This is a genomic window from Pedobacter sp. BS3 (genome assembly GCF_008274585.1).
Lineage (GTDB): Bacteria > Bacteroidota > Bacteroidia > Sphingobacteriales > Sphingobacteriaceae > Hufsiella_A.
Window position 1 is genome coordinate 231,647 of record NZ_VTRT01000001.1, and the last position, 25,279, is coordinate 256,925.

Annotated in this window: 19 protein-coding genes; 11 read left to right on the forward strand and 8 right to left on the reverse strand. The window is 42.6% G+C overall.

What is annotated here, in order from left to right:
- Nucleotides 1–32: 32 nt before the first annotated feature.
- The 8 genes from FW774_RS00970 to FW774_RS01005 form a co-directional block, all read right to left on the reverse strand.
- Complete coding sequence (locus tag FW774_RS00970; RefSeq protein WP_149346296.1) at nucleotides 33–557, reverse strand: NADPH-dependent FMN reductase; 525 nt, start codon at nucleotides 555–557, stop codon at nucleotides 33–35.
- 360 nt (nucleotides 558–917) lie between these two features.
- Nucleotides 918–1,742: an ankyrin repeat domain-containing protein gene (locus FW774_RS00975; RefSeq protein WP_149346297.1), complete on the reverse strand. Its 825-nt coding sequence runs from the start codon at nucleotides 1,740–1,742 to the stop codon at nucleotides 918–920.
- A 242-nt stretch (nucleotides 1,743–1,984) separates the two neighbouring features.
- Nucleotides 1,985–3,025: a thiamine-phosphate kinase gene (thiL, locus tag FW774_RS00980; protein ID WP_149346298.1), complete on the reverse strand. Its 1,041-nt coding sequence runs from the start codon at nucleotides 3,023–3,025 to the stop codon at nucleotides 1,985–1,987.
- Between the two features lie 31 nt (nucleotides 3,026–3,056).
- Complete coding sequence (locus FW774_RS00985; RefSeq protein ID WP_149346299.1) at nucleotides 3,057–3,794, reverse strand: lysophospholipid acyltransferase family protein; 738 nt, start codon at nucleotides 3,792–3,794, stop codon at nucleotides 3,057–3,059.
- A gap of 18 nt (nucleotides 3,795–3,812) precedes the next feature.
- Nucleotides 3,813–4,376 (reverse strand): NUDIX domain-containing protein, encoded by a 564-nt coding sequence (locus FW774_RS00990; RefSeq protein WP_149346300.1) that lies wholly within the window; start codon nucleotides 4,374–4,376, stop codon nucleotides 3,813–3,815.
- Between the two features lie 102 nt (nucleotides 4,377–4,478).
- Nucleotides 4,479–5,252, reverse strand: a complete 774-nt coding sequence (locus tag FW774_RS00995; RefSeq protein ID WP_149346301.1) for a succinate dehydrogenase/fumarate reductase iron-sulfur subunit — start codon at nucleotides 5,250–5,252, stop codon at nucleotides 4,479–4,481.
- Between the two features lie 74 nt (nucleotides 5,253–5,326).
- The gene (locus tag FW774_RS01000) at nucleotides 5,327–7,306 is read right to left on the reverse strand and encodes a fumarate reductase/succinate dehydrogenase flavoprotein subunit (protein ID WP_149346302.1); all 1,980 of its coding nucleotides are present in this window, start codon (nucleotides 7,304–7,306) and stop codon (nucleotides 5,327–5,329) included.
- A 30-nt stretch (nucleotides 7,307–7,336) separates the two neighbouring features.
- Nucleotides 7,337–8,014 (reverse strand): succinate dehydrogenase cytochrome b subunit, encoded by a 678-nt coding sequence (locus tag FW774_RS01005; RefSeq protein ID WP_149346303.1) that lies wholly within the window; start codon nucleotides 8,012–8,014, stop codon nucleotides 7,337–7,339.
- A 465-nt stretch (nucleotides 8,015–8,479) separates the two neighbouring features.
- On the opposite strand from FW774_RS01005, the gene FW774_RS01010 reads away from it, so the two are divergent.
- From FW774_RS01010 to FW774_RS01060, 11 genes are all read left to right on the forward strand, one after another.
- Nucleotides 8,480–8,860: an START-like domain-containing protein gene (locus FW774_RS01010; RefSeq protein WP_149346304.1), complete on the forward strand. Its 381-nt coding sequence runs from the start codon at nucleotides 8,480–8,482 to the stop codon at nucleotides 8,858–8,860.
- A gap of 28 nt (nucleotides 8,861–8,888) precedes the next feature.
- Nucleotides 8,889–10,322 carry an LptF/LptG family permease gene (locus tag FW774_RS01015; RefSeq protein WP_149346305.1) on the forward strand — a complete coding sequence of 478 codons (1,434 nt, stop codon included), beginning with the start codon at nucleotides 8,889–8,891 and terminating at the stop codon, nucleotides 10,320–10,322.
- A gap of 57 nt (nucleotides 10,323–10,379) precedes the next feature.
- Nucleotides 10,380–11,603 carry a bifunctional 3,4-dihydroxy-2-butanone-4-phosphate synthase/GTP cyclohydrolase II gene (locus tag FW774_RS01020; protein ID WP_149346306.1) on the forward strand — a complete coding sequence of 408 codons (1,224 nt, stop codon included), beginning with the start codon at nucleotides 10,380–10,382 and terminating at the stop codon, nucleotides 11,601–11,603.
- Nucleotides 11,604–12,307: 704 nt separating this feature from the next.
- Complete coding sequence (locus tag FW774_RS01025) at nucleotides 12,308–13,483, forward strand: FecR family protein (protein ID WP_149346307.1); 1,176 nt, start codon at nucleotides 12,308–12,310, stop codon at nucleotides 13,481–13,483.
- Between the two features lie 154 nt (nucleotides 13,484–13,637).
- Entirely contained in the window at nucleotides 13,638–17,171 is a 3,534-nt protein-coding gene (locus tag FW774_RS01030) for a TonB-dependent receptor (protein ID WP_149346308.1), read from the forward strand.
- A gap of 22 nt (nucleotides 17,172–17,193) precedes the next feature.
- Complete coding sequence (locus tag FW774_RS01035; protein WP_149346309.1) at nucleotides 17,194–18,660, forward strand: RagB/SusD family nutrient uptake outer membrane protein; 1,467 nt, start codon at nucleotides 17,194–17,196, stop codon at nucleotides 18,658–18,660.
- A 24-nt stretch (nucleotides 18,661–18,684) separates the two neighbouring features.
- Nucleotides 18,685–19,554 carry a PKD domain-containing protein gene (locus FW774_RS01040; protein ID WP_149346310.1) on the forward strand — a complete coding sequence of 290 codons (870 nt, stop codon included), beginning with the start codon at nucleotides 18,685–18,687 and terminating at the stop codon, nucleotides 19,552–19,554.
- 213 nt (nucleotides 19,555–19,767) lie between these two features.
- Nucleotides 19,768–20,946, forward strand: a complete 1,179-nt coding sequence (locus tag FW774_RS01045; RefSeq protein WP_149346311.1) for a T9SS type A sorting domain-containing protein — start codon at nucleotides 19,768–19,770, stop codon at nucleotides 20,944–20,946.
- A 2-nt stretch (nucleotides 20,947–20,948) separates the two neighbouring features.
- Entirely contained in the window at nucleotides 20,949–22,073 is a 1,125-nt protein-coding gene (locus tag FW774_RS01050) for an acyltransferase family protein (RefSeq protein ID WP_242457664.1), read from the forward strand.
- 18 nt (nucleotides 22,074–22,091) lie between these two features.
- Entirely contained in the window at nucleotides 22,092–23,639 is a 1,548-nt protein-coding gene (locus tag FW774_RS01055; RefSeq protein WP_242457665.1) for a DUF4832 domain-containing protein, read from the forward strand.
- Between the two features lie 61 nt (nucleotides 23,640–23,700).
- Complete coding sequence (locus FW774_RS01060) at nucleotides 23,701–25,254, forward strand: glycoside hydrolase family 31 protein (RefSeq protein WP_242457666.1); 1,554 nt, start codon at nucleotides 23,701–23,703, stop codon at nucleotides 25,252–25,254.
- Nucleotides 25,255–25,279 lie beyond the last annotated feature (25 nt).

The window sequence follows — 25,279 nt, forward strand, 5'->3', positions numbered from 1 at the left end:
CTGACCAACGTGATGTGATGGGAAATAAGTAGCTATAATAATTCCTTCAATCGCTGCATCAGTTGTTGAATTTCCCGTAAGGTTGTATCATCAACAATTTTACCAGCACGGTTGATTTTTGTCTGTGCGAAAGGTATCAGCAGGTTTAATTCGTCAATATTTCCGGCTTCAATGACCCTTAGAGTTTCCAGTAAGGCCTGATGTGCGTATTTCCCATCGGTAGAGGCAGTAATTAAAATGGTAGGCTTTCCGGAAAATTCGCACGAAGAAACGGTCCAGTCTATGGCGTTTTTCAACGCTCCCGGTACGCCGTGGGCATATTCCGGTGTACAAATCAATATGCCATCTGCCTGCTGAAGCTGTTGCCTGAAACCGGTTACCGATGGCGTAACATCAGCATTGTCCTCATCGGGGTTAAAATGCGGAAGCGCAGCCAATTCTTCAAAAAACCTGATTTCAAAATCCTGCTTCGTAAACTCCGTAATTGCCTGTATCAGGTTATGATTGGTTGAACGTTGCCGGGTGCTGCCGCAAATAGCTAAAATTTGTTTTTTCATTAATGAGTTGCGAGGTATAGTTCATAACCTTATATCCTGCTCACTGGGATTTGTAATCCCGGTGGTAATAGTATCGGATTTAAAATCCGACATCTGTATCCCCGGCCTGTCCCCTGACGGGCCGGAACACCTAAATATATTGGTCTGTCAGGGGACAGACCAAGGCAGAGATTTCTATTTTCACAGGTCGTCGTTTACAATTAGCGGTAACGTTTTGGGGCTTTGCGTTCGGGCGGGTTTCGGAGCACAAAGTTTCAATTTATTACTAAAGTTTCATAGAAGCACAAAACTCCAAGTTTGCACGTCAGCCCGCCTGACGCAAAACCCGTGTTAGCAGTAGTGGTTCTGTCTGTCGTTGTTTCAAATTTCATTGTGTCCTAATGATTTTGCCAATTCTTTTGCGGTCAGACCGTCAATATTTTTCTTTGTCGTGTCTATACCTTTACTCACTAAAAAATCAAAAGTCTTTTTGTCGTTGTTTTTTGCAGCATAATGTAAAGCAGTCCAACCATTAATAGGATAAGCAAAATTCAAAGTCATAAAGTCCATTGAACTTTTTTTCAAAGCATCTTCCATTTGAATTAAGTCGCCTTTCTCTGCTGCTTTCATAAAGGAAAGGTTAATTTCTCTAAGTATGTTTAGCTTTTCTCTTGCATCACAATACTCATCATAATCTTGTCGTCTTTGTGCCTTTGTTTTACCACCGTGCCTCGCCAATAATTCAATTATCTCATTTGAAGTTGCTAAGTCTATGGCTTCAAAATTGTCTTGGTCGAAAAATGACACAAAAGCTCCATTGTCTATGAAAAATTGAACAAGTTGTTCGTCATTGAGTGTCGCTGCAACAAGCAATCCCGTTCTTTCTCCAAAGTCTTGTTCGTCAATGTTGTGTCCTTGTTTAAGGAGTTTTTTGATTTGGTCAAGCTGTTGAAAAGCTGTCGCTTGTGGTATTGTCAGTCCAAGAATACCTTCATCTTTACATTTGTCAATAATTTTCAACAAGTCTTTGAAGTCACCGAAAGGAGCAATTAGTTCTTCTTTTCCATTGTCAGCCAGTTGATATTGAAAACGCTTCCAAGCAAGGTCATATGGTTCAAGTCGTCCAATAAGTTTTTTGTCCTTTGAAATTTCTTCAAGAACTCTATCCCATTGTTCGTTAAATACTATGTCGTCTATGTCGTTCATACCATTACTGCTAACTCCCAAATATACGCAACTTTGTATCTTTTCCAATATTGTCTAAGAGCTTAAATGGTTGTTGTTTAGTACATTACAAAGCGTTATTGACAGGGAAAATAACGCTTTTGGTATATAGAGTCTCTGCTCACCGGGATTTGTAATCCCGGTGGTATAGTACCGGATTTTAAATCCGGCACCAGTAAGGTCAGGGTTACATATCCCGACCAGCATAAGTGGTTTTTGACTTTTTATTTTTTAAACGCGTTCCAACCCTGTGCTTTAATTTCATGCACGTTGCCCGATTTGGAGACCAGGTTGCATCCGGCAGCCTTTTCGGTAATGTGACCGATAATTGAAATATCGGCAGAATGCTTAATCTTATCGTAATCCTTCTGGCTAATGGTGAATAGTAATTCGTAGTCCTCACCGCCGCTCAAGGCGCAAACAGTCGGGTCAAGATTAAACTGCCGGGCCGTTTCATACGTCATCGGGTCTATCGGTATTTTTTCTTCATAGAGATTACAACCTTTGTCCGATTGCTTACAGATATGCAGAATTTCGGAAGCCAGCCCGTCGGATACATCAATCATAGCAGTAGGCTTAACTTTTAAATCGCGTAAAAGCTGCACAATGTCTTTACGGGCTTCGGGTTTTAGCTGCCGCTCAACAATATAATCTTTCCCTTCCAGGTCAGGTTGTATTTGTGGATTTTCCAGGAAAACCCGTTTTTCACGTTCCAGCAATTGCAAACCCATATAAGCTCCGCCCAAATCACCGCTTACCGCAATCAAATCGCCTTCCTGTGCACCGCTGCGATAACAAATATCCTTTTCATCGGCATAGCCAATACTGGTTACACTAATTACAAGGCCCTGTTTAGATGCTGAAGTATCGCCGCCAATCAGGTCGATTTTATAATTTTTGCAGGCCAGTAATATTCCGGCATACAATTCTTCAACTGCTTCCAGCGGGAACTTACTTGAAATACCAATCGATACGGTCACCTGGCTGGCCAGACCGTTCATAGCGTAAATATCGCTCAGATTTACCTGAACGGCTTTATATCCCAAATGCTTTAAGGGAGTATATGATAAATCAAAATGAACCCCTTCCAGCAAAAGGTCGGTGGAAACAAGCGTTTTCTTGCCGGAAAAATTCAGCACAGCGGCATCATCGCCCACGCCTTTAACAGTGGTTTTATCCTGTAATACAATGTTTTTGGTAAGGTGCTCAATCAGACCAAATTCACCGAGGTTGCTGATATCGGTACGTTCACTATTCTCAAACATAACTTTATATGATAGTTCAGGTTTCCTGAAATTAGTTGTTCTTTAATTCTTCTCTTACAGCCTGTTCGGCCTGCATGATAACTTCTTCGGCAGGACGGTTGTCTGGTTCAATGGGTTGCAAAACCTGCCACGTCATTTTTTCGCCGAAGCTTAGCGGATAAAAGCCATACTGCACCAATCGCCATGAATTTTTAATAGCAATCGGCACAACCAATGCTTCAGGAACTTTTTTTAACAACGTAGCAACACCGCCTACGGCGAAAGGTTTTATCTCGCCATCTCGTGAGCGTGTCCCTTCCGGGAAAATCACCGCTGACCACTTGTTTTCTTTCATCCGTTTGGCCAGCTTTATAATTTCGGAAATGGCTTGCTTGCTGTCTTTACGGTCAATATTGGCTCCACCGCCATGTTTCAGGTTAAAAGATATACTGGGGATTCCCCGCGTAAGCTCAATTTTTGATATAAATTTCGCATTGTACTTCCGCAGGAACCAGATAAGCGGCGGAATATCATACATGCTCTGATGGTTTGCAATAAATATGATTGGTCGCCCAACGGGTAACTGGTAGCGGTTTATAAACCGGATGCTACTGCCCAGAAGATAATAAGTAGCCACCAAAAAGAAGTTCAGCCAGTCTACCGACCATTTATGGGCACGATATCCGCCCAGCTTTAAACATATCCATTGTATGGGATGAAAAACAACCAGCGCTAAGCCGAAAACGATATAGTGGATTGGAGTAAAAATATATCCAAGAGCTTTATGCATAAAAACAATTATACGGATTTATAATTTACCTTCAAGGAGCATCAGTTTAACACGAAGTATGGCGGCTACGCTCATGGAGTCGGTAATCTGGCCGGATTGCACCATCTGGTACACCTCTTCGAACGGGAGTTTTTTTACCTGTAACTGTTCGGTTTCCTCAGGCTCGGCCTCGTGCTGGGTAAGTTCGCGGGCAACATATAACAACGAAAGCTCATCGCTTACCGAGTTGGAAAGATGCATGGTCTGAATGAGCTGCCATTGCTGTGCTACAAGACCGGTTTCTTCCAGCAATTCACGTTGCGCCGATTGCAAAGGTTCGGTATTTAACGGTCCGCCGCCTTCGGGTATTTCCCAGCTATACTGATTTAAGGGAAAACGGAACTGACCTACCAGCCAGGTGTTCAGCTCATCATCAAGCGGAACAATACCGATGGCATAATTTTTAAAATGCACTTTTCCGTAAATGCCCTTTCCGCCGCTCGGGTTAATTACCTGGTATTCCATCAGGTTAATCCAGGGATTATCATAAACCTCTTTATCAGATACTATTTTCCAGGGATTTATTTCTTCGTTAATGCTCATGGTGAAAAAAGCGCATTAAATTAACTTATATAAAACACAAAAGCCCAGAGCGTAAACGCCAGGGCTTTTGTGTTAATCTCCTCCTTGCCTCGTGCTGCAAAGTTAATGTATTTCTTCTTCTTTAAGAAATTTGGCAGAATAATAATCGCGATTCATTAACGCAATGTTTTCCAGCGAGATACCTTTCGGACATTCGGCTTCGCAGGCACCGGTATTGGTACAATTTCCAAAGCCTTCGGCATCCATTTGTGCCACCATACTTTGTACCCGGCGGTAACGCTCCGGCTGCCCTTGCGGAAGGTGCGCCAACTGCGATATTTTAGCCGATACGAACAGCATGGCTGACGCGTTTTTGCAGGTTGCCACACAGGCGCCGCAGCCGATACAGGCTGCTGCCTCAAAAGCGGCATCGGCATCTTGTTTCGGAATAGGAATATTGTTGGCATCTTGTGCACTTCCGGTATTTACCGAGATAAATCCGCCAGCAGCAATGATACGGTCGAATGAGGAACGGTCAACAGAAAGGTCTTTGATAACCGGAAAAGCCTGTGCACGCCATGGTTCTACCACAATGGTATCGCCATCCTTAAACGAACGCATGTGCAGCTGGCAGGTTGTAATGCCTTGTTTTGGTCCGTGCGGACGTCCGTTGATAAACATGGAACACATACCGCAAATTCCTTCGCGGCAATCGTGGTCAAACACAATTGGCTCTTCTCCTTTGCTGATAAGCTGCTCGTTCAATACGTCAAACATCTCTAAAAAAGACATATCGGGCGAAATATCACTTACCTTATAATCTACCAAACGGCCCTGGTCTTTGCTGTTTTTTTGACGCCAAACTTTCAGCGTTAAGTTCATATTTCCTGTACTCATGGTTCTCAGATTTGAGATTTGAGATTTGAGACATGAGATTCACTATCTCACATCTAATGTCTCACATCTAACGTCTATTTATAACTTCTTTGTGCTACTTTGATGTTTTCAAAATTCAGGTCTTCTTTATGAAGCGTGAAGCTTGTGCCCGGCTGATATTCCCAGGCGGCTACGTATGAGAAATGCTCATCATCGCGTAGCGCTTCGCCTTCTTCGGTCTGATATTCTTCCCTGAAATGGCCGCCGCAGCTTTCATTGCGATGCAAAGCGTCGATGCACATCAATTCGCCCAATTCAAGGAAATCGGCTACGCGGCCTGCTTTTTCAAGCTCCGGGTTAAATTCATTGGCATCGCCGGTTACACGTACATCTTTCCAGAATTCTTCACGCAATGCCCTGATCTCCTGTATGGCTTCCTGCAACCCTTGCGCATTACGGGCCATACCACATTTATCCCACATAATTTTACCGAGGGCCTTGTGGAAATGGTCAACCGATTTGGTTCCCTTAATCTCAAAAAGCTTTTTAATGGTATTTCTTACATTATTTTCCGCTTCCTCAAACGCCGGGTGACTGGTTGGGATGGGCTTGGTTGAAATTTCCTTCGACAGGTAAGCGCCAATGGTGTACGGTATTACAAAATAACCGTCAGCAAGGCCCTGCATCAGTGCGGATGCGCCCAGGCGGTTAGCGCCGTGGTCTGAGAAATTGGCTTCGCCCAGCGCATACAATCCCGGTACAGTGGTCATCAGGTTATAATCAACCCAAAGACCGCCCATGGTATAGTGCACGGCAGGGTAAATCCGCATGGGTGTTTCGTAAGGGTCTTCGCCGGTAATTTGTTTATACATATCAAACAGGTTACCGTACTTTTCCTTAATTACCTCGCGACCCAGGCGCATGCAGGTTTCCTTATCGGGATTATGATTTCCTTGTTTGGTGGCTTCTATACGTCCGTAACGTTCGGTATTGGCTGTAAAATCAAGATAAACGGCTAATTTGGAAGCTCCCACGCCGTAGCCGGCATCGCAACGCTCTTTCGCGGCACGCGATGCCACATCGCGGGGAACCAGGTTACCGAAAGCCGGGTAACGGCGCTCCAGGTAATAATCGCGTTCTTCTTCGGGTATGTCTGTTGGCTTACGAGGGTCATTTTTTTGTTTCGGAACCCAGATACGACCGTCGTTACGCAACGATTCGGACATCAGCGTAAGCTTTGACTGATGGTCGCCGGAAACGGGAATACAGGTTGGGTGTATCTGCGTATAGCAGGGGTTACCGAAGAATGCGCCTTTTTTGTGCGCTTTCCAGGCGGCGGTAACGTTGCTTCCCATGGCATTGGTAGACAGGTAAAACACGTTTCCATAACCACCGGAACAGAGTAAAACGGCATGGCCGAAATATCTTTCCAGCTCGCCGGTTATCAGGTTACGGGCAATAATACCGCGGGCTTTGCCGTCTATCACCACCACATCCAGCATTTCGTGGCGGGCGTACATTTCTACCTTACCCATACCTATCTGGCGTTCGAGTGCGCTGTAAGCCCCCAGCAGCAATTGCTGACCGGTTTGCCCGGCGGCGTAAAACGTACGCTGAACCTGAACCCCTCCGAACGAGCGGTTATCCAGTAATCCGCCATATTCGCGGGCTAACGGAACGCCCTGCGCCACGCACTGGTCTATAATGTTGGCGCTAACTTCGGCCAGGCGGTACACATTGGCTTCGCGTGAGCGGTAGTCGCCGCCTTTAATGGTATCGTAAAACAAACGGTAAACACTGTCGCCATCGTTCTGGTAATTTTTTGCGGCATTGATACCGCCCTGTGCGGCAATGGAGTGTGCACGGCGGGGTGAATCCTGGAAACAGAAACATTTAACCTTATAGCCCATTTCGGCTAAAGACGCGGCTGCCGAAGCGCCGGCCAATCCTGAACCGATCACGATAATTTCAAGGCTTCGTTTATTTGCGGGATTAACCAATGGAACAGAAGAACGGTACTTTGTCCATTTCTGTGCTAATTCTCCCTCTGGTATATGTGAATTTATTTCTGACATGATTGTTAAGCTATTCGTACTACCTGATTATTAAATTAAGCCTGCATAAACTGCAATTGGCATCAGCGCAAAAATTAACGGGATGATAATGGAATACCAAAATCCTACCTTTTTTATAATGGGCGTGTATTTTTTATGGTTCCAGCCCATGGTTTGAAATGCCGAAGGAAAGCCGTGCAGCAGGTGATAGGCCAGAGAAACCATTGCCAGCACGTATAAAATCACAATCCAGACGTTCTGGAAGGTGAGCTTCATCACGGCATATAAGTCATCGTGACCGTTGGCATCGGTAGTTGGGATACCGGTAAAACGCGATACCACCCAAAAGTTTGATAAATGTACTATCAGGAAAATCAGCAGTATTGTACCCAATAAGCCCATTGACCGCGAGTACCACTTACTGTTAGCGTTACCGTCGTTGTACGCATATTTAACGGGACGTGCCGCCCGGTTCTCTATGGTTAAGCGTGCCGATTGCACGATATGCACAATAAATCCTAAAAATAACACTACCTCCATAGCCCTGATCAACCAGTTGGTTGCCATGAAGTGAGCACCTTCATTAAAGGTTAAACCGCCATCGTTAACAAAAATCAATGAATTTAAAAAGCAGTGAATAATTAAGTATAAAATTAAGAACAGGCCGGTTATGCCCATTACTAATTTTTTCCCTATCGACGAGGAAAAAGCCTTTCCGGAATTACTCATTTTAGATTATGTATTTAGTTTACGCCGCAAAAATATCTTAATTTAGAAACGCTTTATGGCTATGGCAAGCATTTTAATTTATTTAGAAACGTTCTAAGAAGGTAAGGCCTAAGATTGAAGTAAAAGGTGCAAGATAATTAAAGGACGACACTCGCAGCAGGATTTTAATATTAATAGTTGATTTTTTTAGAAAAGCAAGGTCCGGTAATTATCGGTTCCGGTAGCCCGGCTGTCCGCTCATACGCCTGCAAGCATTCCACACGAGGCCGGTATCCGCTCCATCCGGTTTAAATTGGCCAGGGCAGTGCTATTGATCCATATTCTGGCAATTTTAAAAATTGCCGGATATCTGCAAAGAGAAAGCCTAAAGTTTGCCGCCTGCTAAAAATGGTTTGCAATTGTAGTTTAAAATACTTTTCTTTAGAAACGAATGTTAAAGACATACAACGTTTACACCTGTTTATAATGGCAGAAAAAAAGAAATTTACATTAGAATACGAGGTAAAATCGTCACCGAAAATTTTGTTCAGCTTTTTAAATGAACCTAACGGATTAGCGCAGTGGTTTGCAGATGATGTGGAGTATAAAGACCAGATCTACACCTTTACCTGGGATAACGAGGAGCATAAAGCCAAGCTGTTATCAATGAAAGAGAACAAGCTGGTAAAATTCAAATGGCTGGATGACGAACCGCAGTGCTATTTCGAAATGGAAATTATCCAGGATGAGCTGACCAACGACGTTGCTTTGGCAATAACCGATTTTGCTACCCCCGAAAATATAGAAGAACGCAAGCTGATCTGGGATAACCAGATGCAATACCTGGTAAGTGTTTTAGGCGCCTGAGATACAGGTAAAATCCTAACTTTGTAACGTGAAAAAGATTTATCTGCTGGTCTTAAAGGCCTTCATCAGGCCATTTATAGTCACGTTTTTCATCGTTATGTTCGTGTTGTTGATGCTATTTTTGTTTAAATACATCGATGACCTGATCGGCAAAGGCTTTGAGTGGTACGTGATCTTGCAGCTAATGTGGTATGCATCGGCCACCAACGTGGCTATGGCATTGCCGCTGGCCATGCTTTTATCATCGATCATGACCTTTGGCACCCTGGGCGAAAACTATGAGCTGGTGGCTATAAAATCATCCGGTGTATCTTTACAGCGGGCCATGATGCCATTGATCATAACCGTAGGGCTGATGAGCATCGGCGCTTTTTTATTTTCAGATTACATGTTGCCGGTGGCCAACCTCAAAATGGGCTCGCTGTTGTATGATGTGCGTAACCAGAAAGCCGCATTCTTAATAGAAGAAGGCATTTTTAACAACAGCATTCGCGGTTATTCTATCAAGGTAAATAAAAAAGATAAAGACGGACAGACCTTACATGGCGTTTTAATTTACGAGAATAATCCCAATACCGGCAATGTCAATACCCTGATGGCTAAAACCGGTAAAATGTACCGCTCTGCAGATGATCAGTACCTGATACTGAAATTGTATGATGGCGTACGATATGAGGAAAATTCAAGCGGAAGAGGCGTTTATGATCCCAGGAAGGAATTTAAACGTTACCGTTTTAAAGAGACCGAGCAAAAATTCGACCTTTCGGATTTTAAGATGAAGCGTACCGATGAAAACCTGTTCAAGTCGAATTACGCCATGTTGAATATCAGGCAGTTAAGATACTATCGCGATTCTACCCAGCGTGAAATAGACAGCAACGTAAATACCATATTTAATAACATTAAGTACAACTACCGGTATTTCCTGTTCAGAGATACTGCAAAGCACCCGGTAAGAACCATAAAAAACTATGCTAATACCGTTCTGGATATTATCCCTAAGGATGAACGCGTTTCGGCATTGACAAATGCCCAGAGCGAATTGAACAGCATTAAAAATACACTATCGTTAAAGGTTGAGACCTATACTACTTACAGTCAAAGCATCAGGAGATACATTATTGAATATCAGCGTAAATTTACGCTTTCTGTATCGTGCCTGATCCTGTTTTCGGTAGGAGCACCGCTGGGAGCCATCATCCGTAAGGGTGGCCTGGGACTGCCGGTTGTAATGTCTATTATCTTTTTCCTGATCTATCACATTATTTCTACCATTGGCGAAAAATCGGCCAAGCAAGGTGATATTTCGCCTATCTGGGGCATGTGGATCGCCATTATTGTCCTGGCCCCGCTGGGTATGTTCCTTACCTATAAAGCCACGGTAGATTCGGCGTTGTTTGATATCGATGTGTACAAACGGTTCTTCCAGAAACTGTTTTCCCGAAAGAAAACCAAGGCATAGTTTATTTACGTTTAAATTATAGTAAAACCATTCAGGCTCTGTAATTTTGCGGTACTTATGCAAGTAAAGCTAAATACCATACAAGAGGCTATTGACGATATCAAAGCCGGCAAAATTATTATAGTTGTTGATGATGAGGACCGCGAGAACGAGGGAGATTTTGTAACCGCAGCACGAAACGTTACCCCCGAAATTATCAATTTTATGGCCCTGCACGGGCGGGGATTAATTTGTGCACCTTTAACTGCCGGACGTTGCGACGAGCTTAAGTTAGACCTCATGGTGGGTAATAATACCGCCCTGCACGAAACAAATTTTACCATTTCTGTTGATCTGATCGGTAACGGTTGTACCACAGGTATATCGGCCTCAGACCGTGCAAAAACCATACAGGCGCTTATTGACCCTGCCACCAAACCCGAAGATTTAGGTCGTCCCGGGCATATTTTTCCGTTGCGGGCTAAAGAGGGCGGTGTAATCCGTCGTGCCGGGCATACCGAAGCTGTGGTTGACCTGGCTGCGCTGTCTGGTATGGAACCTGCCGGTGTGCTGGTAGAGATCATGAAAGAGGACGGCGAAATGGCCCGCTTGCCTGAGCTGATGGAAATTGCCAAGAAATTTGATCTCAAAATTATTTCTATCCGCGATCTGATCTCGTACCGGCTTCAGACAGAGTCGCTGATTAAAAAAGAAGTATCTGTAAAACTACCTACCGAATGGGGCGATTTTGAAATGGTAGCTTATACGCAGATCGATACAGGCGCTCATCACCTGGCACTGATAAAAGGTAGCTGGCAGCCTGATGAGCCCGTGCTGGCCCGTGTGCACAGCTCATGCGTTACAGGCGATATTTTCGGTTCATGCCGTTGCGATTGCGGCGCCCAGTTACACAAAGCCATGGAGCTGATAGAAAAAGAAGGCAAAGGTGTTATTGTTTACATGAACCAGGAAGGCCGAGGCATTGGGCTTATCAATAAGCTGCATGCCTATAATTTGCAGGAGAACGGCCTGGATACTGTAGACGCTAATTTAGAGCTTGGCTTTAAAGCCGACGAACGCGATTACGGTGTAGGCGCCCAGATATTACGCAGCCTGGGTGTTACCAAAATGCGCCTGATGTCGAACAATCCAACCAAACGTGCCGGCTTAATTGGTTACGGTCTGGAGGTAGTTGATAATGTGCCTTTGCAGATAGCGTCTAACAAGCATAACGAACTGTACCTGCAAACCAAACGCGATAAGATGGGGCATATCCTTACACCATCGAAAAAGATATCGTAGTAGCCTTAAGAGGTAACTTAATAGTGTTAAGCCTAAAAGCCGGGCGTTGCAAGATCCCGGCCATTCGCATTGCCGTCAATGATTATTAATCTATTGATGAGCATTTTTGTTGCATAAAATCAACCCGACGTGTTATGTAATCACTCAGGATAAAATATGCCACTACTTTAGAACACGTTTAAATTTCATGAAATCAATGTTTTTATTGCTGCTGACCAAAAAGCCAAAAAGTAGCGTCATTTCGATCCCTCCCGTACGTATAGGCATCAAGATAATTTCAGGGTTTTGTTATCAATTTATTGATTATTAGATAGTTATTTGAAAAAAGTAGCAGGTGAAGTGTCAGCACAGACAGAGCTAAAAAGCCCGGAACCCCGTCACCCTGAACTTGATTCATCCCGAGACTTCGGGAGTAAAGCGGCGCTTATGCTGCTATTTAGGAGATTCCGGATCCCCCGAGTACTCGGGGCGGACGGCAAGGGCTTTTTAGCTCTTATCTTGACGCCTATGCGAAACTTCGGGATCGGGATGACGGGAGCTTTTTGGTCAGCCCCGGCTGAGGCCATGGACGGTGTCTCCACCATCCATTCACAATGACCACATACACAAAATTTAAATATGCTCTAACATCAACTATATAAATTTTTTTTAAACCGTTTAGGGGTTAGGCACTTTATAAGTGCCATACATACAGAAAGCCCTGAATGGAAAAGAACGAATTTCAACAATTAGCAGAAAAGATCAGTAACGGAACGGCAACCGCAGAAGAAGTTGCCTTATATAACCATTACTATAACCAGCTTCAGGAAGATGCAGGCTGGGATAGTGAAAAATTAGGCGAACAGTATCAGCTTGAAACCGAATTGCATGCCCGTATTACTGCAAATCTACCCGGTTATACAGAATATAAAAGACCATTCCCTTATCTGAAAATAGCCGCGGCTGTTGCGTTGATCTTTATTTCAGTATTAGTTTATCTCAAAACCGGTAATAACTCCGGCATGCTGGCCCACAATGAAAGTAAACGTTTTGAGCACGATGTAAATCCGGGACGAAACAGAGCTGTGCTTACGCTGGAAGACGGTTCACAGCTTAATCTGGACGAATCAGGTACAGGTATATTGGCCAAGCAGGGAAACGTACAGATAAGCAAGCTGAATAACGGGCAAATTGTGTATACAGCAACCCGGGGCAGGCCGGTTCCGGCGAATAAGAATTTGTTTAATACAATTACCATTCCCCGCGGCGGGCAATACCAGCTTACGCTTCGGGATGGAACAAAAGTATGGCTTAATGCCGCCAGCTCTTTAAGATTTCCTGCCCTGTTTACCGGAAAAAGCCGGGTTGTTGAGCTTAATGGCGAGGCTTATTTTGAAGTAGCTAAAAAGGTGGAAGGCGGTAAGGCGGAAGGAAGGAAGGTGCCGTTTATTGTTAAAACCGCAACGCAGGAAATAGAAGTGCTGGGTACTCACTTTAATGTGAACGCCTATGCCGATGAAAAAATCACCAAAACTACCCTATTGGAGGGATCCGTAAAGGTTTCATCCATTAAAACCGGTGCTGTACAAATGCTTAAACCAGGCGAGCAATCGCAGCTTACTGAATCAGGTGATATCCATTTGGCAACAGGTATTGACATGGATGAAGCTGTAGCCTGGAAAAATGAATTGTTTTATTTCAATAATACGGAGTTAGCGCTCATCATGCGTCAGCTCTCACGTTGGTATGATGTTGAGATCGATGCGGATAATATGCCGCGAAAACGGTTTAACGGTATTCTTTCGCGAAATGTAAAATTATCACAGGTACTACAAATGATGGAAAAAACAAGCGGATTGAAATTTAAAATAGAAGAAAGGAGGATATCTATGCTGCAATGAGATACAATCTTATTGTATAAGCCCAAAAACTTAAAAGCCTCTTCTTGCGAAAGAGGCCTTTAAAAAAGGTGGTGGAACACCTTAGCTATAAGGTTTATGCAATTAACAACGGCTAAGCAATTAATTGATTTATAACCCTAACTTATACAAATGTATGAATTATACTATTCATGACAAAAGTGTATGCGTAACATATACTGCGGGCATTTATTGTCCTAAAGCATTATCAAAAATTTTATTGATCATGAAACTGGCTGCTATATTAACCCTGCTCACTTGTTTGAACCTGCGGGCTGCAGTTTATTCTCAACAGATAAGTTTATCAGTAAAAAACGCTTCGCTCGAAAAAGTAATTAAGCAAATACGTCAGCAAAGTGGATATGCCTTCTTTTACGATTCAGAATATTTACAGCGGGCTTCGCCTGTAACTGTAGAAGTTAAAAATGTTTCGGTAGAAGAAGCATTGCTTAAAACGTTCTCATCCCAGCCTTTTACCTGGGAGATATTAGACAAAACCATCCTCATCAAGCCCGCATCGGTTAAGGGGATGACCATGCTGATCCAAACCAACGATATTAAAGGAAAAATTACCGATGCCAATGGCGAGACTTTGCCCGGGGCAACGGTAAAAATTAAAGGAACTACCATCGGTACAGTAACCGATGTAAATGGGAATTTCACGCTTAAATCGGTAAAATCAGATGCCATACTTATTGTTTCTTATACGGGCTTTGTTACCCGGGAAATCCCGGTAAAGGGCCAGCGTGACTTCGCAATTACGTTAGAAGTAAGCAGCCAGACACTCGAAGAGCTGGTAGTAATTGGATATGGTACTCAAAAGAAAAGAGATTTGACCGGGGCGGTTTCATCTGTAAAAGCCGCCGATTTAGTTGTTTCTCAAGGACCCGAAGTTGGCAATATGCTGAAAGGAAAGGTGGCGGGCTTAACCATTCGCCAAAACAGTGCGCAGCCTGGCGGTGGTCTGGATATATTAGTACGCGGAGCCGGTTCAGTAAATGCCAGTAATGAACCGCTATTTGTAGTAGACGGTTTCCCGATTTCGGATTTACAGCAGCCAGGTACAGGCAACCGTTATGATGGCGGTACACAAAGCATGTTGAATTCTTTTAACCCTAATGATATTGAATCAATAGAGGTTTTAAAGGACGCGAGCGCTACCTCTATATACGGTTCCAGGGCCGCTAACGGTGTTATTTTAATTACCACCAAAAGAGGTAAAGAAGGAAAAACGAAGGTAGATTATTCAAACAATTTCTCTTTTCAAAAATGGGATAATTCATTTGAAGTGCTGCCATTGAATGAATGGATGCAGGTTCGGAACGATGCCAGGTTCGAAAAATGGATGTGGGATAACGAGGTTACTCCTTACGGAAGCAAAACACTTGCTGAAGCAGAAGCCAACCCAAAAGATGGCCGCTCATACCAACAACTATATACACAAAATGCCATCAACAATGTAGGCAGAGGTACCGATTGGTTTAATCTGGTAATGAGAAACGGCAAATCACAGCAACATAATATATCACTTTCGGGAGGCAGTAAAACAACCAGATATTTATTATCAGGAAATTACTTTGGTCAGGATGGGGTTGTAAAAAATTCCAAATTCAATAGATATTCCATGAGAGCGAATATCGATCAGGAAATAACTAAATATATCAAAGTAGGGCTAAACCTCACCAGTAGCAGGATAGATAATGATAATACCCAATTGGGCGGTAACAACTGGGAAAACTCTGGGATTTTGAGGGCGGCCATCCAGATGGGACCTCATATTCCAGCCATCGATGAAGACGGGAATTACCCTATCAACCCCGAACTGCCTTTGCAACCTAATCCGGCATCGTTACTGACTGTTTCTGATAAAGGCCGTATTGAACGGATGCTACTAAATACCTTTGTAGATATAAAACCTATTAATGATTTAACCATCAGGCTTAAAGCCGGAATGGATAGAGGTTATACCAAACGTTCTACCTATCTGCCACGAACAACCATACATGGCGCATTAGAGGGGGGAAGAGCCTCTATTAGCAACCTGGATAAGGATGATTACCTGTTAGAAGCAACCGCTAATTATACCAAAACATTTGGAGATGGGCATAAATTTGAATTGTTAGGAGGTGCTTCGCGACAAAAATTTATTGAAAACTCCGGAAGCAGCGCCGCGTCCGGCTTTATTACAGACGCTTTTTTATGGAACAACTTAAATGCCGGTAGTCTGCAGTTGCCCTCAAGTTCCTACCGTTCAGAGAACATGATTGCCTCTTATTTCAGCCGTTTAAATTATAATTATAAAAGCAAATACCTTTTCACTTTCACCATCCGTACAGACGGATCCAGTATTTTCGCCAGAAATCATAAATGGGCAACCTTTCCATCTGCCGCAATAGCATGGAACGTAGCGGAAGAACCTTTTCTTCAGAACATAAAGAATACGGTTTCCCAGCTTAAGGTCCGCTTCAGTTACGGGCAAACCGGTAACGCGACAATTAGCTCAGCAGCACTTGATAAGTTTGGCAGTGTAGTTAGCAACGCATTCCCCGCATACAGCGCTTATCCCGGATGGTTATCAAAGGATGATGCCAGGATGATAGCGGTATCCTTATCCCGGTTAGAAAACCCGGATTTAAAATGGGAAACCACTACGGGCGCCAACCTGGGTATAGACTACTCGCTTTTTAACGGGAAAGTAGAAGGCTCTGTAGAGCTATATAATAATGTGATTTCTGATTTGTTAGACACCAAATTTTTAAACTCTTATAATGAAGTAAACCAAGTTATTGCAAACGTTGGGAAAACAAGAAGCAGAGGTATAGAAGTGAGTGTGAGCACACGGAATATTCAGCGAAAAGATTTTCAATGGAGGACAACCGCAAATTTCTCACTTTACAGAGACAACTGGCTGGAGAGAGCGCCAGACTGGAAACCTTCTGTATACGAGAATGCCAAAGACCCTATCAGGCCTATTTATACAAGATTATCAGACGGAATACTACAAATTGGCGAGCCAATACCGGCAGCACAACCAAACCTGAAACCGGGACAAGTAAAAATCCGGGATATCAACGGCTTTAAAAGAGACGGAGCGGGTATTCCGGTAGTAGATGAAAATGGAAGGTTCCAAAGAACCGGACAGCCTGACGGAATTATAGATGAAGCAGACAATGTGCTTTTGGGCACTTCAGACCCGGGTTATATGGTAGGTTTAACCAATATCATCAAGTATAAAAAATTCAGCCTGAATTTCGATTTTAACGGATTATTAGGAAGAAAAATGATTGATCCTAATTTCCAAATCTACGGATATAGCGCATACGGCATTGCGGATCAAGGTTACAATGCACTCACCAGTGTAAAAAACAGGTGGACACCAACAAATCCATCTACTACAGTACCCAGCTCTTTTGCAGATTCCTCTCCAGACGGATTAGGAGACTTTTTGATGCAGGATGCCTGGTTTATCAGGTTGCAAAACGTGTCTTTAGGGTACGATTTACCTACCAGATGGCTTAAAGGCACCTTCTCTTCTGCCCGTATAAACGTTTCGGCATATAATCTTTTTGTGATTTCGCCATACACAGGGGTAGATCCCGAAACAGACTCTTATACCGCGGCTTACCCCAATGTAAGAACGTTTACCGCAGGGCTGAATATTACATTTTAAATGAATATATAAAGATATAAACATGAAAAAGATTACATTTTTTACCATAGCACTCATGTTTTTGTTAGCAGGTTGTACCAAAGACTTGGTTTCTGTTGATTATGGCGAAATAAATCCGGCAATTTTCCCGAAAACCGCCGCCGACATAGAATCAATGGTGAACGCCGCTTACTATCCATTAAGAGGATCCTGGTTTGATGGAATATTCTCAACCTCAGAAAGAGGCGTAATGATGATAAGTGATTGTACTACCGAGATATTAACCGGATGGTACGATGAAAAGCTGGAGGCTACACAACATAGTTATACTCCTGATGTAGCCGGTATCACTTACTTTTATGATAGCTTTTACAATAAAATTAGCCGGATGACTTTGACCATAGATCTGATTCAGGAATCCAGCGTAAGCGAAGAGTTAAAGAAAAAAGCGATTGCAGAAATACGTTGTGCCCGGGGCTTATTGGCCTATACCTTGTTCGACCTTTACGGCCCTATAGTTATAGCTCCCCTTGAAGTTTTAAAAAACCCCTTACAAGAACAACCTCTTGCCAGAATGCCTTATGACGATATGGTGAACTTTATTGAAGCGGATTTGCTGGCTGCAGCAGAAGATCTTCCGTACCCGGCAGAAGCAGATTATGGCCGGTTTAATAAAGCCCTGGCAAAAATGCTGTTGATCAGGTTAAACCTTCACGAAAAAAGATGGGATAAAGTAGTACAGCTTGCAAATGACATCATTGGTTATAACTATTATCACCTGGATGATGATTACGTAGGCATGTGGGGTTTAGACGGAGCGAAAAAAAGCCCCGAGGTGATTTGGGCTATTCCATGTGATTATGAGGGAACCAGCCAAAATCAATGGCAGTTAATGGTATTGCCGGGAGTTTATGCGCCTAAAGGAGGTTGGGGAACCATACAGAGCAGCTGGTGGTTTTACGATACGTTTGAATCTCTTGATAAAAGAAAAACAATGCTCATTACTCAATTTACAGACGTTAACGGTGTAACTTATAACAGAGCTAATCCGGGTTCATACCTTAACTATGGCCCACTGCCCTTAAAAATAAATGAAGACGCCGCCCGTACCACAAGCTATTCTACAGTGGATATTATCATGTATCGTTACGCGGATGTATTGCTTTCTAAAGCGGAAGCGCTGGCCAATGGTTCAGGAACACCTTCGCAGGAGTCTATTGACCTTATTAACCAGGTAAGGCACCGGGCAGGGATTGGCGATGTGAAACTGGCAGATTATTCAAGCCTTAACGCATTTAACGATATGCTTCTCACAGAAAGAAGCCATGAGTTCTGGTGCGAAAACGGGCAGTACAGGGCAGATTTGATCAGGCATGATAAATTTGTTTCCCGCTGCTTAGAGGTAAGGCACTCATCTTATACCGCTAAGTATAAAGAAGTATTCCCATTCTCAAGGGGGAAGATATCAGAGGGTAAAGGAAAATTTATCCAGAATCCCTTTTATAATTAACGTACATTTTAAATGTAAAGAGATATGAAAAGAGAGATAATTAATTTAACATGGATTGCCATAATCATGATATTGACAGTATCCTGTAAAAAGGAAAAAGACAACGAAGGTACAAAAGCGGTATTTAGTTATGTAACAGATGGTTATGTAACAAACTTTACTAATTTTTCTACCGATGCTACCACATATGAATGGGATTTTGGCGATAATAGCGGAGCAACCTCTACCAAAAAGTCACCACAATATGTATACAAAACTAAGGGGAAATATCTGGTGTCCCTAACCGCGAAAAAAGGGGATATTGTCTCCACATTCAAAGACACGGTAAATATTCTGGGGCCTAATATCAAAATTGACGGTGACTTTACCGATTGGGAACATGTAGAGTATACTTATGTAAATGAGGATAACCAGGGAGGGACTTTACGAGCGGTAAAAACATTTGCTAACGGTAAATATTTAAATTTTCTGTTAGAAGGTACAGACCAAATGGTATTGGATGTTATAGTTGTCCACATGGATACAGATAAAAATCCCGATACCGGATATAAAATTGACTGGCTTTATCCCGTTGCATCTGGAACTGATTATAAGTTAGAAGGCAGTTTTACTGGAAACTGGGGCGGTTTAGCTAAACATTCCGGTAACCCTGCTGACGGATGGAATGGTTTCTCTAGTGATATAGCATCTTTTGACGAAACTATCCTTTATTCGCCACCTAAAACCGTAGAGGGTAAAAAATTAATAGAATTCTCTATCGATAGGTCGTTTTTAGGCACGCTAAATGGTTCTCTTAACTTTTGTATCATTGAAAATTCAAGCAGTTATACAGAAAGGGGATCTATACCTGCAACCGGGCTTCCCGATGGAAAATATGCCATATATCCATTATAGAACATCGGCATTATAAATATAGTCTTATAGTTTGAATTCCACCCTGCTGATAGTATAGCTGGCATACATAAAGCCAGCTATACTATCAGCAGAGCTTATCTTAAATTCTTTCAGGTAAACAAAAGAAACAGAGAAAGTTACGCCCTATCCTATTTAAAGAATTGAGCTTAACCATCTGGGTTTTTCAACTTAATCAGTTAAAAATAAATAATCATGAAAAGGAAACTTACATTAATTTTTAGCCTTTTATGGCTTGTTAACATTACTGCCAAGGCAGATATTGTTATTGACGGAAATTTTTCTGACTGGGACGCTATTCCGTATGCTCATACCAATGCAGAAGGTACAGGAGGAAGTCTGCTGGCATTGAAAACGTATGGTACCGAAACACATCTGTATTTTTTAGTAGAAGGTACTACAGCAATGACCTTTAACACCTTGCGGATGTATCTGGATACAGATAACAACCCGGCAACAGGCTACGATAATTCATGGCAGTATGGCGCCGGGGCCGGAGCCGATTATATGCTAAATGGAAATGCGCCATGGTGGGGCGATTTATTTCAGCATTCGGGAAATCCGGCAGATGATTGGGGCGGTTTTACCTCGATAGAAAATCTTGGGACTAATCCAGCCGTACATACAAGGTCGGCAGTTGTAGAAGTGGGAGGGAAAAATTTCATAGAGTTTTCCATTACCAAATCATACCTGGGCACTTTAGGAGCTTTTATCAATGTAGCTATTTTAGACAATGACCCTGAAAATACCGGAACGCTTCCCGCAATAGACCCCGATGCTTCCGTAGCCAAATACCTGAAAATTAATACCACAGGAAATACTACTTTACCAGTTTCTTTGGCCTCCTTTACCGGTGCATCAACAAAAAATGCAGTTAAATTAAACTGGTCAACTTATTCAGAGCACAATAACTCCCGGTTCGAGTTATACAAATCTGCAGATGGAGTTTCATTTAATAAAATAGCCACCATAAACGGAGCAGGAAATTCAAATTCCCGGCTATTTTACAGCTATACAGATTACAGCCTTTCAAGCGGAAGCGTTTATTATGAATTAAAGCAGGTTGATTTAAATGGAGCAGTAACCTCTCTGGGTGTAGTAGAAGTAAAATCCAAATTTCAAAAAACACAATTTAATGTACATAAAGTACCAGGGCAGGATATTTTGGAACTCAATGTTTACACAAATGGAAATTCGGCTTCCAGGTTTTTACTGTCTGATATAAATGGAAAAATACTAACAAACAGCACTGTACGGTTAGTTCCGGGTAATCAGGTAATCAGGTTACCATTGTCTGCAAAATCAGGGATATATGTAGCCACTTTAAATACTACCGAAGGTTTGTTCAGCCATAAAATAGTAATAGCTGAATAACCATGAAAAACGAGCCACGAAATATGGAGCTTGTGAAACAGCGTTTACTCTCGCTGGATGTTATGCGTGGGCTTATCATGATTCTGCTTGCCGCAGAGAGTTGTATGCTTTACGAAGCATTGGATAATATTACTTCTGATAAATCACTTTCTGGCAATATCGTTAAGCAATTTTTCCATCATCCATGGCATGGGTTGCGTTTCTGGGATTTAGTACAACCCGCATTTATGCTGATGGCCGGAACTGCACTCTATATTTCGTGGCACGGAAAGTCTACAAGGGGCATTAGCTGGAAAAATAACTTTAACCACATACTTGTGCGCAGTTTCAGGCTGTTTTCGCTTGGAACCGCGTTACATTGTGTGTATGCGGGCAGGTTAGTCTGGGAATTATGGAATGTGCTTACCCAGCTTTCTGTAACCACCATCATTGCCTACCTGATTATACGCAAATCAAAAACCTGGCAAATAGTTTTTTCCTTACTCCTGTTATTATTAACCGAGTTGCTGTACCGTTTTGTACAAGTACCCGGTTTCGACCAGCCTTTTACAGAGCATCACAACTTCGGCGCTTTTATGGACACCGTTTTAATGGGGAAAATAAATACCGATGGGTGGGTAACCATTAATTTCATCCCCACGGCAGCACATACGATATGGGGTGTTGTAGCAGGTAAATTATTAATCTCCTCATTAAATAACCGGCAAAAAGTGAATTATCTGATTGCAGCCGGAATCATTGCTTTAATAGCCGGATACGCGTTAGACCTGAGTGGCATTACCCCAATTATCAAACGCATAAGCACCAGCTCATTTGTTTTGGTTTCCGGAGGATGGGTATTGTTAATTATGGCCTTTTTATTCTGGATAAATGATGTGAAAAAACAATCGAAATATGCCTGGATATTTACGGTAGTTGGTATGAACGCCATTTTTATTTACCTGTTTTCCAATACGGTGGGTATGCAATGGTTCAATGGTTTTGTAGCGGTGTTTGTTAAAGGATTATTAAGCATAACCGGTCTTTCCAATCAAATAATGTCTGTAATATCTGCTATGGTTGCGCTCTTTACCCAGTGGTACCTGTGTTACTGGCTTTACCAAAAGAAAATATTTTTTAAACTCTAATTATTTAATTCATTCCTCATGAAACCATTTAGAAATTTGTCCCGCTATGCATTAATGTTGGTTTTAGCGTTGCTGAGTTGTAAGAAGAAAGGCGGAACCTCTCCAGCGCCCGACCCCGGCCCGCAACCTACGGTTACTTATACAGAAAGTACAGAAGATTTTCCGAACCCCGAGCGTGGATTTTACCGGTATACAGAAACATATACCAGCAATTTTACAGTTTTAAACGCTCATACTTTAGCAGGATATCGCCAATTGCAAAGCATCGTTAATGCTAACTATCGCGTTTACAGTACGTTGGTATTCAGATATTATGTACTGGATGATGTAAAAAATACAGCTATACCACAAAGTACTTTAGATAAAATTAACGAGGACATGGCCGCGGCCAGAACCGCGGGAGTAAAGCTCATACCACGGTTTGTTTATACCATAAGTTCAACCGGGGGTAATTGCTCTGACGGAAGCATTTGCCCGCCTTATGGCGATACATCAAAAGAAAAGGTACTACAGCATATAGCAGATTTAAAACCTGTTTTACGGGATAACGCGGACGTGATAGCCTGTGTTCAGTTTGGCTTTATAGGCATCTGGGGAGAACAGTATTATACCGATTTCTTTGGCGACCCATCCGCTAACGGCGGACAAGGCAAATTGACCGATACTAACTGGACAGACAGGGCAGAAATACTTGCGGCGTTGTTAAATGCTGTTCCTGCAAGCAGAATGGTACAGGTAAGATACCCGCAGCAGAAGCAACGTTATGTGTATGGTGTTAACGCCCCTGTAACGGTTGCTCCATTAACAGAGGCCGAAGCCTTCATAGAAAATGAAAAATCTAGAATAGGTTTTCATAACGACTGTTTCTTGTCGGGGCCTAATGATACCGGAACCTACGAAGACTATGGCAATAGTTCAAGCGGCAGAAGTGCAAGCTCTTCCATAGTGGATGCTCTAAAAGAATACCAGCGCAAAGACAGTAAATACGTGGTTGTAGGCGGAGAAACCTGCGCACCGTTTTTGCCGGATATTAACTGCGAACCTGCCGGAAGGGCACAGGCGGCATTTGCCGAAATGCACTACAGCTACATCAATGCGCAATATAATAATGAGGTAAACAATGTTTGGCAAACAACAGGATGTATGGACAATATCAAGAAAAATCTCGGATACAGGTTTGTGCTGCAAAATGCCATATTTCCTGATGCGGTAACAGCAGGCAATAATTTCGCATTTACAATAAACCTAATCAATAAGGGATACGCGTCACCCTATAATGCCCGTCCGGTGCAATTGCTGTTGCGTAAAGCAGGAACACAGGAAGTAACAACATTAGCCATTGATACCGATATAAGAAAATGGTACACCGGAACCGTTAAACTGGAGTCTGCTGTAACCATTCCTGCAAATCTGGAAAAGGGCGAATACGAACTATTATTGAACCTGCCAGATGCTTATGAAAGTATAGCTGCAAGGCCGGAATACAGCATCCGCTTAGCCAATAATAATGTTTGGGAAGAAACTACAGGCTATAATAAATTGAATTATAAAATTCAGGTGAAGTAAAGGCATGATGAGGGAAGTATTTATAAAATTGAATTTGTTGGTTTTATTCTTTTTGAGCATCGTGCCAGATTTAGTCGCACAAGAAAGAATAATCCAATTAAGCAAGGAAGAAAAATGGTTCGGAGGAGCAGTTAATGAGGCCCATTTAATGCCTTTTAAGAACGGTTACAATTTCGACCTTTACGGAAATACCGGCACCAATCAAGCTGCACCCCTGCTTGTTTCAACCAAAGGGAAATTTATCTGGAGCGAAGAGCCTTTCCGTTTTACTATCAGAAATAATCAATTAATTATATCAAACAGCGGAGAACCCGTTGTGGTAGATTCTTCAGGAAAAAATCTTCGTGAAGCTTATCTAAACGCCAGTAAAAGGTTCTTTCCGTCTAAGGGGAAACTTCCGGATACATTGCTGTTCACCAGTCCGCAATATAATACCTGGATAGAGTTGGTTTATAATCAGAACCAAAAAGATATCATCGCTTATGCCAAAGCAATTATAGCTAACGGTTTTCCTCCGGGGGTAATTATGATTGATGATAACTGGGCGGATTACTACGGACGATTTGATTTCAGGGCAGACAGGTTTAATGACGCTGCAGGTATGGTAGATACCTTGCACCGGATGGGCTTTAAAGTGATGCTGTGGATTAGCCCGTTTATTTCTCCTGATACAGAGGTTTTCAGGGAATTACAGGCTAAAAAATACCTTTTATATGACGGGGCAAGTAAAAAGGCCTGGTCAGAAGCAGACAAGATTGCTATAATCAACTGGTGGAACGGCTACAGTGCCGTAATGGATTTTACCAATCCTGATGCAGAAAAGTGGTTTCATAACAGGCTGGAATACATGGTAAAAACATATCATCTGGATGGATTCAAATTTGATGCAGGTGATGCGGATTTTTACCCTAAAAATGCCATTTCTTTTAAACCCGCCACTCCTAATGAACATAGTCTTCTTTGGGGAAGATTTGGTAAATACTATCCGTTAAACGAATACCGGGCCATGTGGAAAATGGGAGGAGAACCCCTGGTACAACGCTTACGCGATAAAAAGCATAGCTGGGAGGACCTTCAAAAACTAATTCCCCATATCACCACCGCCGGTTTATTAGGCTATCAGTTTACCTGTCCGGATATGATTGGAGGAGGCGAGTATGGGTCTTTTATCGGAAGAAAGAACCTGGATGAAAAACTTGTAGTACGTTCTGCCGCGTGTTCGGCTTTAATGCCAATGATGCAATTCTCCGTTGCTCCATGGCGTGTATTAAACGAGGCAAATCTGGCCGCTGTAAAAAAGATGGTGGCCGTAAGAAAAAAATATGTCCCATATATTATGGAACAGGCAAAATCATCCGCTATAAGCGGAGAGCCTATTGTCAGAACAATGGAGTATGAATTCCCCAATCAGGGAATGGCAGAAATACAAGACCAGTTCATGTTGGGTAAGCGGTATATGGTAGCGCCCGTTGTAACCAAAGAAAATACAAGGAAAATACACTTGCCCAAAGGCGTTTGGAAAAGTGATGCGGGAAAGATTATCAGGGGACCTAAAATAATAGAGGAGAATGTCTCATTAGACAGGCTGCCTGTATTTGAGTTGATAAAAAAATAATTAACCCTTTTTAAACCAATTAAAC

What these genes read in the sequence shown, in the direction of transcription:
- FW774_RS00970 (WP_149346296.1), bottom strand. Translation starts at nt 557, where the DNA reads ATGAAAAAACAAATTTTAGCTATTTGCGGCAGCACCCGGCAACGTTCA.
- FW774_RS00975 (WP_149346297.1), bottom strand. Translation starts at nt 1,742, where the DNA reads ATGAACGACATAGACGACATAGTATTTAACGAACAATGGGATAGAGTT.
- thiL (WP_149346298.1), bottom strand. Translation starts at nt 3,025, where the DNA reads ATGTTTGAGAATAGTGAACGTACCGATATCAGCAACCTCGGTGAATTT.
- FW774_RS00985 (WP_149346299.1), bottom strand. Translation starts at nt 3,794, where the DNA reads ATGCATAAAGCTCTTGGATATATTTTTACTCCAATCCACTATATCGTT.
- FW774_RS00990 (WP_149346300.1), bottom strand. Translation starts at nt 4,376, where the DNA reads ATGAGCATTAACGAAGAAATAAATCCCTGGAAAATAGTATCTGATAAA.
- FW774_RS00995 (WP_149346301.1), bottom strand. Translation starts at nt 5,252, where the DNA reads ATGAGTACAGGAAATATGAACTTAACGCTGAAAGTTTGGCGTCAAAAA.
- FW774_RS01000 (WP_149346302.1), bottom strand. Translation starts at nt 7,306, where the DNA reads ATGTCAGAAATAAATTCACATATACCAGAGGGAGAATTAGCACAGAAA.
- FW774_RS01005 (WP_149346303.1), bottom strand. Translation starts at nt 8,014, where the DNA reads ATGAGTAATTCCGGAAAGGCTTTTTCCTCGTCGATAGGGAAAAAATTA.
- FW774_RS01010 (WP_149346304.1), top strand. Translation starts at nt 8,480, where the DNA reads ATGGCAGAAAAAAAGAAATTTACATTAGAATACGAGGTAAAATCGTCA.
- FW774_RS01020 (WP_149346306.1), top strand. Translation starts at nt 10,380, where the DNA reads ATGCAAGTAAAGCTAAATACCATACAAGAGGCTATTGACGATATCAAA.
- FW774_RS01025 (WP_149346307.1), top strand. Translation starts at nt 12,308, where the DNA reads ATGGAAAAGAACGAATTTCAACAATTAGCAGAAAAGATCAGTAACGGA.
- FW774_RS01030 (WP_149346308.1), top strand. Translation starts at nt 13,638, where the DNA reads ATGAATTATACTATTCATGACAAAAGTGTATGCGTAACATATACTGCG.
- FW774_RS01035 (WP_149346309.1), top strand. Translation starts at nt 17,194, where the DNA reads ATGAAAAAGATTACATTTTTTACCATAGCACTCATGTTTTTGTTAGCA.
- FW774_RS01040 (WP_149346310.1), top strand. Translation starts at nt 18,685, where the DNA reads ATGAAAAGAGAGATAATTAATTTAACATGGATTGCCATAATCATGATA.
- FW774_RS01045 (WP_149346311.1), top strand. Translation starts at nt 19,768, where the DNA reads ATGAAAAGGAAACTTACATTAATTTTTAGCCTTTTATGGCTTGTTAAC.
- FW774_RS01050 (WP_242457664.1), top strand. Translation starts at nt 20,949, where the DNA reads ATGAAAAACGAGCCACGAAATATGGAGCTTGTGAAACAGCGTTTACTC.
- FW774_RS01055 (WP_242457665.1), top strand. Translation starts at nt 22,092, where the DNA reads ATGAAACCATTTAGAAATTTGTCCCGCTATGCATTAATGTTGGTTTTA.